Source organism: Arthrobacter horti (assembly GCF_030731045.1).
Taxonomy (GTDB): Bacteria; Actinomycetota; Actinomycetes; order Actinomycetales; family Micrococcaceae; genus Arthrobacter_E; species Arthrobacter_E nanjingensis.
In genome coordinates, this window is sequence record NZ_JAVALS010000009.1 from 11199 (window position 1) to 23883 (window position 12685).

Genomic DNA, 12685 nt, shown 5'->3' on the forward strand with positions numbered 1-12685 from the left:
AGGCTCCGGCCGAGCCTGCGAGGCTGGAGGGGGCCGTGAGCGCTCTTGACGCCCCGGGTTTTGTGTCAAACACTTGATACAAAGATTTGGGGGCCTTGAATGTACATTCCACAGGAGCTCGCGCCCTTCGCCCCCTTGGGCATGGGCCTGGCCGTCATCGCGGTGCTCTTCCTGCTGTTCCGGTATGCCTCCTTCGGGGACGCGCGAGGCACGACGGCGGCCACCGCCTTCCGTCATGCGCGCACCGTGGGCGTGGTGGGCTGGTTCGCCAGCTCGCTGCAGCCGGCCATGACGTTCTGGCAGGTGCCGGTCCGGGGCCAGGGCCCGCCGGTCTCGCCGTGGACGCTGTTCGTGCCAGTCATCCTGGTTCTCGCCGTACACCTCGTGGGCCAGCTCAGCTACCCGGGCAACCGGCGGCGGGTCCGTGTGGCCGAACTCCACGTCCGCCGGATGAAGGACTTCCTGCCCCGGAAGCTCGCCGCCGTCACCGCGGTGATCTTCGTGGCTGCCGCCGTGACCATCGTGTCCGTGGCCGGGGTTCTCGCACGGCCCGCCACTCCGGCCGTGACAACGGAGGCCTACACCCTGCCGGCCGTGCCCGGCAGCCTGGCCGGCACGACCGTGGCGGCCTGGCTCGGCGCCGCATGGCTCGCTCTCCTGCTCGGGACATGGGGCGTGCTTCTCCTCATCACCCGGCGTCACCCGGTGACCGGCCCGTCCGGGGAGGAGAACTCCGCGCTCCGCACGGTGTCGATGAACCGGCTCCTGCGAACCGTGGCCACCATCGCCGCGGGTCTGGGGGCGACCGCGTGGACCATGGCGGACGTCCCTCCCCCGGGAACCACCTCCTATACCAACGTCGGCGTGATCCTGAACCTCCTGATCCTGCTCCTGATGTGGTGGTGGCCCGTCGGCAAGGCGCCGTCACACGGGGTTCCGTCCCCGGACCCGGCCCTGCGCCGGCGCCGGCTGGCTTTGGCCCCCTTGTTTCCCTTGGGGCTGGTGATGGCCGCGCTGGCACTGCTGGCGGTCCTGAACGATCTGGGGAGCATGGCTGTGGCCATCGTGTGCGCCGGCGGATTCGCAGGCCTCCTGTGGAACGCGTACTGCGCCACACGCACCCCCACCACCACGCCGTCCACCGGCACGCCCGGGGCCCTGGCACTCGGATGGAGGACCATCACCGTCGTCGCCGGCTGTGGCGCACTCACCGCAGCGGCGCTCGGCGCCTCGTGGCTGGCCGCACTGACGCCGCCTTCCGGCACCTACATGCCGGAACCGCAGGTTCCGGATGGACGCGCCCTGGGCGTCCTCACCATCGCGACAACGGGCGCGGTCATCGTCGCGGCCACGGCCGTCCTGACCGCGGCATTCCTCGTCCGGCGGATCATGGCGGGTCCCGGCTCACGTGGTGTGGAGGGCGGTCCGGCCGGCCTCGCCCGCACGCATGTCCTGCGGCTGAGCTGCTGGGGCGGTGCCGTGCTCCTGACCGTCTCGGCCATGGCGCTGCTCGAAGCGGTCCGGCCGTTCCGGATGTATCAGACGGATCCGGAGGGAAGCATGACCTACATCATGGTCGACGCGAGCGGTATCACCTCGACGCTCCTGATGGTGGCCGCCATCCTGCTATGGGCGTTCAGTGCAGCCGCGTCCATGTCCTCCGCACCCGCTCCTCGAGTCTACGAAAGGCATCCGGCATGAGCGCCACCCTCGAAGTCGACCTCGACTCCCCCGTTCCCCCGTTCGAGCAGGTGCGCTCCCAGCTGGAGGCCATGATCCTGAACGGGACCCTGGCGGACGGCGCCCGGCTGCCCACGGTCCGCGCCCTGGCCGGCGATCTGGGCCTGGCTGTCGGGACGGTCGCGCGAGCCTACCGCGAGCTGGAAGGCGCCGGGCTGATCCGCACCGCGCGCCGGGGCGGCAGCGTCATCACGACGCCGGCGGCCTGCGACGCGAGCGATGGCCTCCCGCCCGAGGTGAGCGCCGCCGTCGGGCATCTGGTGGAAGTGGCGCGCGTGCACGGCGTCACTGCCGAGACACTCTTGTCAGAGCTCCACATTAGACTTGACCCATGAGCATCCCCACCCCTTATGAGGACCTGCTGCGCGACGTCATGGAGCACGGAACGCACAAATCGGACCGGACGGGCACGGGGACACGCAGCGTCTTCGGACGCCAGATCCGCTTCGATCTGTCCCAGGGGTTCCCGCTCATCACCACCAAGCGCGTGCACTTCAAGTCGGTGGCGCTGGAACTGCTCTGGTTCCTGCGCGGGGATTCGAATGTGCGCTGGCTGCAGGAGCGCGGCGTCTCCATCTGGGACGAATGGGCGGACGACGCCGGCGAGCTGGGTCCCGTCTACGGCGTCCAGTGGCGCTCGTGGCCGACCCCCGGTGGTGAGCACGTGGACCAGATCGCCGAGCTCATGGAGAACCTGAAGAAGAACCCGGATTCCCGCCGCCACATCGTCTCCGCGTGGAACGTCGGCGAGATCTCCGACATGGCGCTGCCGCCGTGCCACGCCTTCTTCCAGTTCTACGTGGCGGACGGCAAGCTGTCCTGCCAGCTGTACCAGCGCTCCGCGGACATGTTCCTCGGGGTGCCGTTCAACATCGCCTCCTACGCCCTGCTGGTGCACATGATCGCGCAGCAGGCGGGCCTCGAGGTGGGTGACTTCGTCTGGACCGGCGGCGACTGCCACGTCTACGACAACCACGTGGAACAGGTGGAACGGCAGCTGGGCCGCGAGCCGTTCCCGTACCCCACTCTGAAGATCACGCGGAAGCCGGAGAGCATCTTCGACTACGACTTCAACGACTTCGAACTCGTGGACTACCAGCACCACCCCGGCATCAAGGCGCCGGTGGCCGTATGACCGGCGCAAAACCGGCGGACTTCGCCGAGCGGATCCGCCCCCGCCTGCAGGGCACCGGCCTGATCTGGGCCGAGACCGGGAACGGCGTGATCGGCTCCGGCGGCACCATGCCGTGGCACGTGCCGGAGGACCTGAAGCACTTCAGTGCACTCACCACGGGGCACCCCGTGATCATGGGCCGCAAGACCTGGGAGTCCTTCCCCGCGAAGTACCGTCCCCTGCCCGGCCGCACCAACATCGTGGTGACCCGGCAGCACGACTGGGCGGGCACGCCCGAGGCCGGGGGCGCCGTCGTCGTCCCCTCCCTGGAGGCAGGCTTTGCGGAGGCCGGTGACGGCCTGCGCTGGGTGATCGGCGGCGGGGAGATCTTCCGGCTGAGCATCCAGGACGCGGACTTCGCCGTGGTCACCGTGATCGACTCCGACGTCGACGGCGACACGCACGCGCCCGGGATCCCCGGGTCCTGGACACAGACCGCCGAGCTGCCGGAGGCCGGCGGCTGGTTCACCTCCGCCGGCGGCGCCCGTTTCCGTTTCACCCTCTGGGAACGCGCCTGAGGCGCGCTCCGTCAATCGACAAGGCATTGATGAAGAACCTCCTGTCCCGCTCCGACGTCCTCTTCGTCCTGGGCTACATGCTGTTCCCCCTGCTGGGCCTGGTGACGGCCGTGCTGGGGCTGTTCATGATCCTGGGCGGCAACCGGATCCCCGGCGTGATCGTGCTGGTGGTGGTGACCCAGGTGTTCGTGTTCGGTTCCTGGTGGGCCCTGAAGAAGCGCAAAGCCGCGCTGGAGGCCGAGCAGTCCGCCAAGTGACGAACGGGGCGCGCCGGAATCACCGGCGCGCCCCGCGCCGTCGTTCATCCCCCATGTGACGTAACCGGCGGACACCTGCCGGTCTCACACCGTAAAATCAGGTCATGACTTCAGCAGCCGTGCCCTCCGTTGGCTTTGTCGGGTGGCGTGGCATGGTCGGTTCCGTCCTCATGCACCGCATGCAGGAAGAGAACGACTTTGCCAGCATCAACCCCGTGTTCTTCTCCACCTCCAATGCCGGAGGTGCCGCGCCGTCGTTCGCCGACGGCGCCGGCAAGCTGGAGAACGCGTACGACGTCGAGACGCTGGCGAAGCTGCCCATCATCGTCACCGCGCAGGGCGGCGACTACACCAAGCAGGTCCACGGCGAGCTTCGCTCGCGCGGCTGGGACGGTCTCTGGATCGACGCCGCCTCCACGCTGCGCATGGAGGACGATTCGATCATCGTCCTGGACCCGATCAACCGTGACGTGATCGACCGTGGTCTGGCCTCCGGTGTGAAGGACTACATCGGCGGCAACTGCACCGTGTCCTGCATGCTCATGGGCCTGGGCGGCCTGTTCAAGAACGGCCTGGTCGAGTGGGGCACCTCCATGACCTACCAGGCGGCCTCCGGCGGCGGCGCCCGCCACATGCGCGAGCTGCTCAACCAGTTCGGCACCCTGAACGCCGAGGTGAGCAGTGAGCTCGCCGATCCGGCCTCCGCCATCCTGGAGATCGACCGCAAGGTGCTGGCCCACCAGCGCGACGGCGTCGACGCCGCCCAGTTCGGTGTGCCGCTGGCCGGCTCCCTGATCCCCTGGATCGACTCGGATCTGGGCAACGGCCAGAGCCGCGAAGAGTGGAAGGCCGGGGTGGAGACCAACAAGATCCTGGGCACCACCGAGGCCGACCGCATCATCATGGACGGCCTGTGCGTGCGTATCGGCGCCATGCGCTCCCACTCCCAGGCGCTCACCCTGAAGCTCCGCGAGGACCTCTCTGTCGAGGAAATCGAAAAGATCATCGACGCCGACAACGAGTGGGCCACCGTGGTGCCCAACGTGAAGGAAGCGTCCATGAGCGAGCTGACCCCCGTGGCGGCCTCCGGCACGCTGAACATCCCGGTGGGCCGCATCCGCAAGATGGAGATGGGCCCGGAGTACATCAGCGCCTTCACCGTGGGTGATCAGCTCCTCTGGGGCGCGGCCGAGCCGCTGCGCCGGATGGTGAACATCGCCACCGGACGGCTCTGAGCCTCCACCGTTCCACACGCAAGGCGTGGGCCCCACCGGGGTTCGCGCCTTGCGCGCGTTCCGGGGCACGCGACGGTATCCCCCTGAGAGGATCCGCGTGTTCCCCGCCCACGTCCGGCATGCCACCATTGAGTCATGCGCCTTCCCACTGCTGAACTGCCCCACCCGGACATCGACCCCGACGGACTGCTGGAATACTCCGTGGTCTTCACCGATCGCTCGCTGAACCACATGTCGGCCCGGTTCGTCTCCGTGATGCAGCAGACCCTGGAGATCCTCCGCGGCGCCTACAACGCGGACAGCGTCGCGGTGGTCAACGGCGGCGGCACCTACGCGATGGAAGCGGTCGCCCGGCACTTCGCCGCCGGCGGCCATGCACTGGTGGTGCGCAACGGGCTCTTCTCGTACCGCTGGTCCCAGATCCTGGAAGCCGGCGCCATCGCCGAGAGCGTCACCGTGCTGACCGCCCGCCCGGAGAGCGACGCCCACCAGGCCGCCTGGAGCCCGGCTCCGATCGACGAAGTGGTGGATGCGATCCGCACCCAGCGCCCCGCCGTCGTCTTCGCGCCGCACGTCGAGACTGCTGCAGGGATGATCCTGCCGGACGAGTATGTTCGCGCCCTCGCGGACGCGGTGCACGACGTCGACGGCGTCCTGGTGCTGGACTGCATCGCCTCCGGCGCGATGGTGGTGGACATGAAGGCGCTGGGCGTGGATGTCCTGCTCAGCGCGCCGCAGAAGGGCTGGAGCGGCTCCCCCGGTGTCGGCTACGTCATGCTGAACGCGGCCGCCCAGGCGATCGTGGAGTCCCGCCCGTCCACCAGCTTCGCCGCGGATCTGCGGACCTGGCTGAGCATCTCCGAGGCCTACCGCAACGGCGGTGCCGCGTATCACGCCACCATGCCCACCGATACGATCGTGCGGAACCTGGCCCAGATGGTTCAGACGCAGGAGCGCGGCTTCGAGGCTTTGCGTGCGGCGCAGACCGAACTCGGCCGCCGGGTCCGCGAGCTGCTGGCCGAGCGCGGCCTGCCGTCCGTGGCCGCTCCCGCCTTCGCCGCACCGAGCGTCGTGGTGGTGCACACGGACAACCCGGCGCTGCGCGGTGGGGCCCTCTTCAAGGAGGAAGGCGTGCAGATCGCCGCCGGTGTGCCGCTGCACTGCGGTGAGCCCGAGACGTTCTCCACGTTCCGCATGGGCCTGTTCGGGCTGGACAAGCTGGGCGATGTGGACGGCACCGTGGAGCGTCTGCGCGCCGCCCTGGACCGCATGGGTCTCTGAACCCGTCACGGCACACGGCCCGGGTCCTGGACTGTTCCAGGACCCGGGCCGTGTGCGCGCATCGGCGCTCAGTACCCCGGTGCCGCCCCGATCGCGAAGTACTGCTCCAGGGTGGGAACCCCCCAGTTGTGCATCTGGGCCGCGGCGTCAGCCCCGACGTAGCGCAGGTGCCAGGGTTCGTAGGTGTAACCGGTGACCGGCTGGTACCCATCCGGGTACCGCACGATGAACCCGTACTTCCAGGCATTGGCCGCGGCGAACGCACCGGCCGGGGTGTATCGGAAGCACGCCAGAAGGCCACAGTTCCCGTCCGGGTTGCCGATGTCCATGGCAAGGCCCGTCTGATGCTCGCTGAATCCCGGGCGTGCCGAGATGGTGTCCGCCGTGGCCTGACCGTACTGGGCCACATAGGACCAATACAGCTGGTACTGCGTGTCGTAGGAGCGGTACCCGCTCACGGTGGTGATGGCGACGCCGGATGCCGCGGCGTCGTTGATCATCCTCTGCAGGGCGCCGGCCGCGTCGGAGCGCATCTGCTGATTCCCGACCGTCACCAGCGGGGACGGCACATAGGACACCGGGTTCAGCGGAAGTCTCTTGTTCACCGCGATGAGAGGATTCCAGGACCACAGGGTGTAGGACATCGGTGCGTTCGGATTCCACGTGATGCGGCCGCCCCAGAAATCCTGCCAGCAGCTGCCCGAGCAGGTTTCGGCCGATGTCGGGTACCCGAACGGCCCGTTCTCCCAGCCGTACCGGCCCCAGTAGCCGAGAATGGCTCCCCAAACCGGGTTGGTTCCGAGCGACGGGGACCAGTAGATCTTCCCGCCTTGGAAGTCCTGGTAGCAGCCGCCGCCCCGCAGTCCGCAGTGTTCACCGCTCACCGCGTATCCGAGCTTGGAGTTCTCCCAGCCGAGTGTGGCGTACCGCTGAAGGATCGCGCCCCAGACGGGCTGGGCGCCCGATGTGGGCGACCAGTAGATCTTCCCGCCCTGGAAGTCCTGATAGCACCCTGAGCGCAGCAGACCGCAGTGCTCTTCCGCGAGCGGATACCCGAGCTGACCGGCCTCCCAACCGAGCTGCCCCCAACGCGCGCCTATCCCGCCCCAGGTGGCATGCGCGCCGGACGCGGCCGACCAGTGGATGTCCCCGCCTTGAAAGTTCTGGTAGCACCCTCCTCGCACCAGGCCGCACCGGACCGCGTTGAGCGGCTGCCCGAGGCGTCCGGACGGCCCGCCCAGCCGTTGATAGGCGGCGGCGATCGCACCGCCGTCGTCCGCTGCCTGAGCAGGTGGTCCGATCATCCCCAGGCAGAGGAGGAGAGCGAGAAACGCGGCGAAACGGCGAGGTGCTGACATGTGACATCCCCCAAGGCTGGTCCGGTGCGGAGTGCCCGTACCTTTCGGCAGGCTATGCCCGGGGTGTCCACCGGTCAAGGGATCGGGGCGCCCGGGGCGCCGGACCGATCAGGATCAGCGGTTCATGAACCTCAGATAGGCCGCGGCCCGCGTCTCACTCGAGCGATGGGGTGCGGGCCGCTCGCCGTTCACCGCGAAAGGCTCCAGCACGACGGCGCCCCGCGAGTCCGTGGACCAGGTCCCGTCCGTCACGCCGCCACTCATGGTGGTGCGTTTGAACATGCCGTTGCCGCCGGGCACGATCAGCTCGAAGTGCCCGGCGTCCAGGACGGCGCTGCGGTCCGTGTACCCGAGGATGTACTCGTCGAAGCCGGCCAGCAGGTGGAACGCCCGCGCGCCCGGGAGCGGCACGCCGTCCCGGGCCTCCAGCCAGTCCGCCGCCTCCGCGCTCAGGAGGAGGCCGGCGTCGTACTCCCTGAGGCGGTCGCCGAGGCGTTCCCGCGCCGCACGGCAGGCGGAGAGCGTGAGCCCGGTCCACCAGGAGAAGTCCCGGAGCGTGGCGGGGCCGTGGCTGCGGACGTAGCGTTCCAGGAGTTCGTCCAGGGCCGCCTCCGGCGCGAGGTCGCGGCGCCGGTCCCCGATCCACTCGTCCTGGAGGGCGAACAGATGCTCCTTGCCGTCGATCGGGCCCTGAACAAGGGTGCCCGTGATGGACAGCAGATGCAGCAGATGGGCACCGCGCTGGGCCTTGGTGCCCTGGCCCGCGGCCTCCAGGACGGCGAAGACGTTGGCACGGGAGGCGCTCCCTCCGCCCCGCAGAGAGCCGACGACGGCGGCGCGGGCCTTCTCGCCGTCGTCCGCCGTGATACCGAGCTGCCGGTGCCGGGTGGCCATGGAGGAGATCAGGCGCTCCGAGGTGAGGGAGTGGAAGAGGACGAGGTCTTCCGGCAGGAGCGTGTGAAGAGTGCCGCGCATGGGCCAGGAACGGACGATCCGGCCGTCCTGGAAGGCCTGCCGCACGGCGGCCGCGGAGGCCGCGCGGGCCTGCACGGACGTGGCCGCGCCGAACACCTGGCGCGCCCCGATCGACCACGGCACCGAGTACCAGTCCTGGCCCTGCTGGGCCGTCATCCAGCGGACCACGTCCTCCGGGGATTCCAGCTCCGGGCGGGGGAATCCGTCCGCGGGCAGGAGCCCGTGGCTCAGGAGCCGGAGGCGGGGGATGTCCCGGGGAGCGGTGGTCTGCGGCATGGGGCAAGCATAGAACCGGCGGGTGACAGTCCTGGGTCAGGGAGGCGTGGAGCGCACCGATAGAGTTGTCCTGTGACCCTGGGAGAACTCTGGCCGAACATGCGCCTGCTGAGCCGGCTGCTGGCCGTGCCCGGCTGGCTGCTGGCGTGCCTGGGGATGGTCGCCGCCCTTTTCGTGGCCATCACCTCCGGGCTGAAGGTGTCCTCCACGCTCCAGGTCATCCAGGTGATCGGATCCCTGGCGTCCGCCTCCTCGATCGTGTTCCTGGCCTGCGCGGTCTTCTCCCAGCCATTGGACAAGCCCCGCTCTGCGCGCTGGCAGCTCTCCCTCAGCAACGAGCTCCCCATCATGGTCCGCAGCTTCTACTTCGGAGCCCTCATGATGCTGCTCGGCGCCGTGCTGTTCACTCTGATCGGGCTGTTCCTGAGCGGCGGGCCGACTTCCCAGACCCTCGCGTTCAGTCAGGTGTTCCTCACGGGCGCCTGCTCATCGGCCCTGAGCTACCTGCTGTTCAGCCGGGCGTGCTCCCTGGACGAGCCCGAGCGCTGAGCTGGCGCATCGAGTGCTGAGAAATCGCTCGAATAGGCCGTCTAACGAACGCTTTCTCAGCGATCGATGAAGAGTTAGAGCTCCAGGCCGATGAGCAGCGGCTCATTGTGGAGTTCGACGCCGAAACTGGCCTTCACGCCGGCCCGCACCTCGCGCGCCAGAGCCAGGAGGTCCTGGGCAGTGGCCGCGCCGCGGTTGGTCAGCGCGAGCGTGTGCTTCGTGGACAAGGACGCGCGTCCCCCGCTCACGGAGTCCTCCGCCAGGCCGTAACCCTTGGGGAACCCGGCGTGGTCGATCAGCCACGCCGCGGACAGCTTCACGAGCCCATCCCCCGCCGGGTAGCGCGGCGCGTTCTCCGGCAGCTTCGCGGCCTCGGACTCCGGCACCACGGGGTTGGTGAAGAAGGATCCGGTGGACCAGGTGTCGTGGTCCGCGGCGTCCAGCACCATGCCCTTGCCGCGGCGCAGCTGAAGCACGGCGTTGCGTACGTCCAGGGCGTTGGCTCGCTGACCGACCTCCACACCCAACGTCCGGGCCAGCTCGGCGTACCGGATCGGTGCGCTCATCCGGCCCAGCGGGAACTGGAACGTCACACTGAGCACCACGTACCGCGGCGAGCCCTCCACCGTGGTGCGCTTCAGCACCGAATCCCGGTACGCGAACTGCAGTTCGGACAGCGCGAACGTCTTCACCGCGGACGTCTCGCGGTCCCACGTCCGCACCTGGGCGATCGTCTGCGACACATCGGCGCCGTACGCGCCCACGTTCTGCACCGGCGTCGCTCCCGCACTGCCGGGGATGCCGGAGAGCGCCTCCACGCCGGAGTGGGCGTGCAGCACGCAGTGGTGCACGAAGTCGTCCCACTCATGGCCGGCCTGAACCGTGACGGTGGCGCCGCCGCACGTCTCCTCCGTCGACGTCGCGATCCCCTGGGAGGTGATCCGCAGAACCGTGCCCGGGTAGCCGTCGTCGGACATCAGCAGATTCGACCCGCCGCCGAGGATCAGCAGCCGCTCCCCCGCGGCGTCCGCGGTGCGGACGGCGTCGATGATCTCCGCTTCGGTGGAGGCCTCCAGAAAGCGGCCGGCCGGGCCGCCCACCCGCGTGGTGGTCAGCCCGGCCAGAGTGGTCTGACTCATGCGGACAGCTTCACCAGGACTTGCGCCTTCATCAGGACGCGCTGGCCGTCGAAGGTGACGTTCAGGTCGATGCGGGCCGTGCCGGCCTCCTCATCGATGGCGCCGACGACGCCGACCACCTCCACCTGCGCGCCCGGCGTCGCGGTGCCGGTGGTGTCCGTGACCAGCACGGGCTTGGTGAAGCGGGTCTGATAGTCGACGACGGCGCCCGGGTCGCCGGCCCAGTCGGTCACCAGCTGCACGGCGGAACCCATGGTGAACATGCCGTGCGCGATGACGCCGGGGAGCTCGACGCCCTGGGCGAAGGCCTCGTTCCAGTGGATGGGGTTGAAGTCGCCGGAGGCGCCGGCGTACTTCACCAGGTCCACACGGTTCACGTCGATGACGCGGCGGGCGATCTCCTGGCCCTTTTCAAGTTCGTTCAATGCAGGCATTACTGTCCCTCTCCGCGGACCAGAATGGAGGACGTGGTGGTGGCGACCTTCTCACCGTCCACGGTGGAGATCTCCGAACGGGTGGTGATCATGGCGCCGCCGCCCATGCCGCGGACCTGGTCCACGTGCAGCTCGGCCACCAGACGGTCACCGGCCACGATGGGGCGGTGGTGCGTGAAGCGCTGGTCCGCGTGGACCACGCGGGAGAAGTCGATGCCGGACTCCGGGTCCTCGATCAGCTGGGCGTCCGCCCGCTGCGCCACGATGATGGCGAAGGTGGGCGGGGCCACCAGGTCGGCGTGGCCCAGGGCCTGGGCGGCCTCGACGTCGAAGTGCGCCGGGTGGGTGGCCTTCACAGCGCGGGCGAACTCGCGGACCTTCTCGCGGCCCACCTCGTAGACCTCGGCGGCCGGGTAGCTGCGGCCCTGCAGATCGGGATTGATGCTCATGGGTCAAGCCTATAGTGCACGCGAGAGGACAGTTGTTGCCGCTGAAACTGCGTCAAAGCGGCAACGATTGTCCTCTCGCGGGAGGGGTGGGTGGGTGCTACTTGCCCTGACGCTGCTTGCGGATCTCGCGGCTGCGGATCACCATGCCCACCATGTGCAGGAGCAGTCCGGCGCCGATCACGGGCAGCGCCCCGAGGGCCAAGCCGTTGTTGTGCTTGGCCAGGCCGATCATGTTCAGCACGAAGCCGATCACCATGAGGCCCAGGGCGCTGAACACCACGGCCTTGTACGCCGTGGACGCGGTGGCCCAGAAATCGCCGATCACCTGCGGAATCTCGGCGCTGCTCAGACGGCCGGCGAGACGCCGAAAGCGACCGCCAGCTTCATGATCTTCTCGGCGCGGCCCAGACGCGGCAGGTCAGAACCGTCACGGATGACGCGGCCGTTGGCCTCGAAGTCGTTCATGAAGTCGGTGGCCCACGCGACGTCGGACGGGGTGGGGCTGATGACCTCGTTGATGATGGCGGTCTGGTCCGTGGACAGGCAGAGCTTGCCGGTCATGCCCATGGCGACCGTGATGCCGCTCTGCTCGCGCAGGATCGGGTGGTTGGTGCCGACGGTGGGCCCGTCGATGGGGCCGGGCAGGCCGCCGACACGGCTGGCGACGACGAGCTTGGCGCGCGGGTAGGCCATGGCCTCCGGGGTGGCGGCCATGCCGGTGTCGCGGCGGAAGTCGCCGGAGCCGAAGGCCAGGCGGAAGCAACCCTGGCCGCGGGCGATGTGGTTGGCCTCTTCGATGCCGACGGCGGACTCCACCAGGGCGATCACGGGGGTCTTGCCGTCCATGCGGTGGTAGGACTCCGTGACCTGGTCCGCGGACTCCGTCTTGGCCAGCATCACGCCGAGGAGGCCCGGGGTGCCGCGGAGGCCGGCCAGGTCATCGGCCCAGAAGGGGCTGGTGGCGTCGTTGATGCGAACCCAGGCCTGGTTTCCGGCGGTCAGCCAGGAACGGACGTTCTCGCGCGCCTCGTCCTTGTGCGAGGGGTCCACGGCGTCTTCGATGTCCAGGATGATGGCGTCCGCGCGGGAGGCGGCGGCCTCATCGAAGAGTTCCGTCTTCATGGCGTTGACCAGGAGCCAGGAGCGCGCGATCTCCGGGCTGACTTTGCGGGTGGGGCGGCCTGATGCGACGGAAGAACTCATGGCTCTACGGTACCGTTTCGTGGGTCTGCGATCCCAAGCCTTTGTCGGGTTCTGACAGTCATATCTGATTTTTATTGACTTTTCTCACAGAACAGGC

General features: G+C 68.9%; 15 protein-coding genes. 8 read left to right on the forward strand and 7 right to left on the reverse strand.

Annotation, left to right across the window (positions count from 1 at the left end; all coding sequences use genetic code 11):
- Window positions 1–99: 99 nt before the first annotated feature.
- The 7 genes from Q9R02_RS12195 (at window position 100) to Q9R02_RS12225 (ending at window position 6205) form a co-directional block, all read left to right on the forward strand.
- Window positions 100–1701 (forward strand): hypothetical protein, encoded by a 1602-nt coding sequence (locus Q9R02_RS12195; protein WP_305996974.1) that lies wholly within the window; start codon window positions 100–102, stop codon window positions 1699–1701.
- A complete protein-coding gene (locus Q9R02_RS12200; RefSeq protein WP_305996975.1) occupies window positions 1698–2075 on the forward strand; it encodes a GntR family transcriptional regulator in 378 nt (125 codons plus the stop codon). Before Q9R02_RS12195 ends, Q9R02_RS12200 begins: the two co-directional genes overlap by 4 nt.
- The gene (locus Q9R02_RS12205) at window positions 2072–2875 is read left to right on the forward strand and encodes a thymidylate synthase (protein WP_305996976.1); all 804 of its coding nucleotides are present in this window, start codon (window positions 2072–2074) and stop codon (window positions 2873–2875) included. Before Q9R02_RS12200 ends, Q9R02_RS12205 begins: the two co-directional genes overlap by 4 nt.
- A complete protein-coding gene (locus Q9R02_RS12210; RefSeq protein ID WP_305996977.1) occupies window positions 2872–3432 on the forward strand; it encodes a dihydrofolate reductase in 561 nt (186 codons plus the stop codon). Before Q9R02_RS12205 ends, Q9R02_RS12210 begins: the two co-directional genes overlap by 4 nt.
- Before the next feature lie 29 nt (window positions 3433–3461).
- Window positions 3462–3689 (forward strand): NF038396 family protein, encoded by a 228-nt coding sequence (locus Q9R02_RS12215; protein WP_305996978.1) that lies wholly within the window; start codon window positions 3462–3464, stop codon window positions 3687–3689.
- 104 nt (window positions 3690–3793) lie between these two features.
- A complete protein-coding gene (asd, locus tag Q9R02_RS12220; RefSeq protein WP_305996979.1) occupies window positions 3794–4924 on the forward strand; it encodes an aspartate-semialdehyde dehydrogenase in 1131 nt (376 codons plus the stop codon).
- 135 nt (window positions 4925–5059) lie between these two features.
- The gene (locus Q9R02_RS12225) at window positions 5060–6205 is read left to right on the forward strand and encodes an aminotransferase class V-fold PLP-dependent enzyme (RefSeq protein WP_305996980.1); all 1146 of its coding nucleotides are present in this window, start codon (window positions 5060–5062) and stop codon (window positions 6203–6205) included.
- Window positions 6206–6273: 68 nt separating this feature from the next.
- Here Q9R02_RS12225 and Q9R02_RS12230 read toward each other — a convergent pair whose 3' ends face one another.
- Both Q9R02_RS12230 and Q9R02_RS12235 read right to left on the reverse strand, forming a co-directional pair.
- On the reverse strand, window positions 6274–7563 hold the full coding sequence (locus tag Q9R02_RS12230; protein ID WP_305996981.1) for a D-alanyl-D-alanine carboxypeptidase family protein: 1290 nt from the start codon (window positions 7561–7563) through the stop codon (window positions 6274–6276).
- 114 nt (window positions 7564–7677) lie between these two features.
- A complete protein-coding gene (locus tag Q9R02_RS12235; protein ID WP_305996982.1) occupies window positions 7678–8814 on the reverse strand; it encodes a winged helix DNA-binding domain-containing protein in 1137 nt (378 codons plus the stop codon).
- A gap of 72 nt (window positions 8815–8886) precedes the next feature.
- On the opposite strand from Q9R02_RS12235, the gene Q9R02_RS12240 reads away from it, so the two are divergent.
- Window positions 8887–9363 carry a hypothetical protein gene (locus Q9R02_RS12240; protein WP_305996983.1) on the forward strand — a complete coding sequence of 159 codons (477 nt, stop codon included), beginning with the start codon at window positions 8887–8889 and terminating at the stop codon, window positions 9361–9363.
- 74 nt (window positions 9364–9437) lie between these two features.
- On the opposite strand, the gene Q9R02_RS12245 is transcribed toward Q9R02_RS12240, so the two are convergent.
- From Q9R02_RS12245 to Q9R02_RS12265, 5 genes are all read right to left on the reverse strand, one after another.
- On the reverse strand, window positions 9438–10502 hold the full coding sequence (locus tag Q9R02_RS12245) for a UDP-N-acetylmuramate dehydrogenase (RefSeq protein ID WP_305996984.1): 1065 nt from the start codon (window positions 10500–10502) through the stop codon (window positions 9438–9440).
- On the reverse strand, window positions 10499–10936 hold the full coding sequence (locus tag Q9R02_RS12250; RefSeq protein ID WP_305996985.1) for a MaoC family dehydratase: 438 nt from the start codon (window positions 10934–10936) through the stop codon (window positions 10499–10501). Before Q9R02_RS12250 ends, Q9R02_RS12245 begins: the two co-directional genes overlap by 4 nt.
- Window positions 10936–11385: a MaoC family dehydratase N-terminal domain-containing protein gene (locus Q9R02_RS12255; protein ID WP_305996986.1), complete on the reverse strand. Its 450-nt coding sequence runs from the start codon at window positions 11383–11385 to the stop codon at window positions 10936–10938. The genes Q9R02_RS12250 and Q9R02_RS12255 overlap by 1 nt, the downstream gene beginning before the upstream one ends.
- 97 nt (window positions 11386–11482) lie before the next feature.
- On the reverse strand, window positions 11483–11710 hold the full coding sequence (locus tag Q9R02_RS12260) for a DUF3188 domain-containing protein (protein WP_305996987.1): 228 nt from the start codon (window positions 11708–11710) through the stop codon (window positions 11483–11485).
- A gap of 20 nt (window positions 11711–11730) precedes the next feature.
- Entirely contained in the window at window positions 11731–12588 is an 858-nt protein-coding gene (locus Q9R02_RS12265) for an HpcH/HpaI aldolase/citrate lyase family protein (protein ID WP_305996988.1), read from the reverse strand.
- Between the last annotated feature and the right edge of the window lie 97 nt (window positions 12589–12685).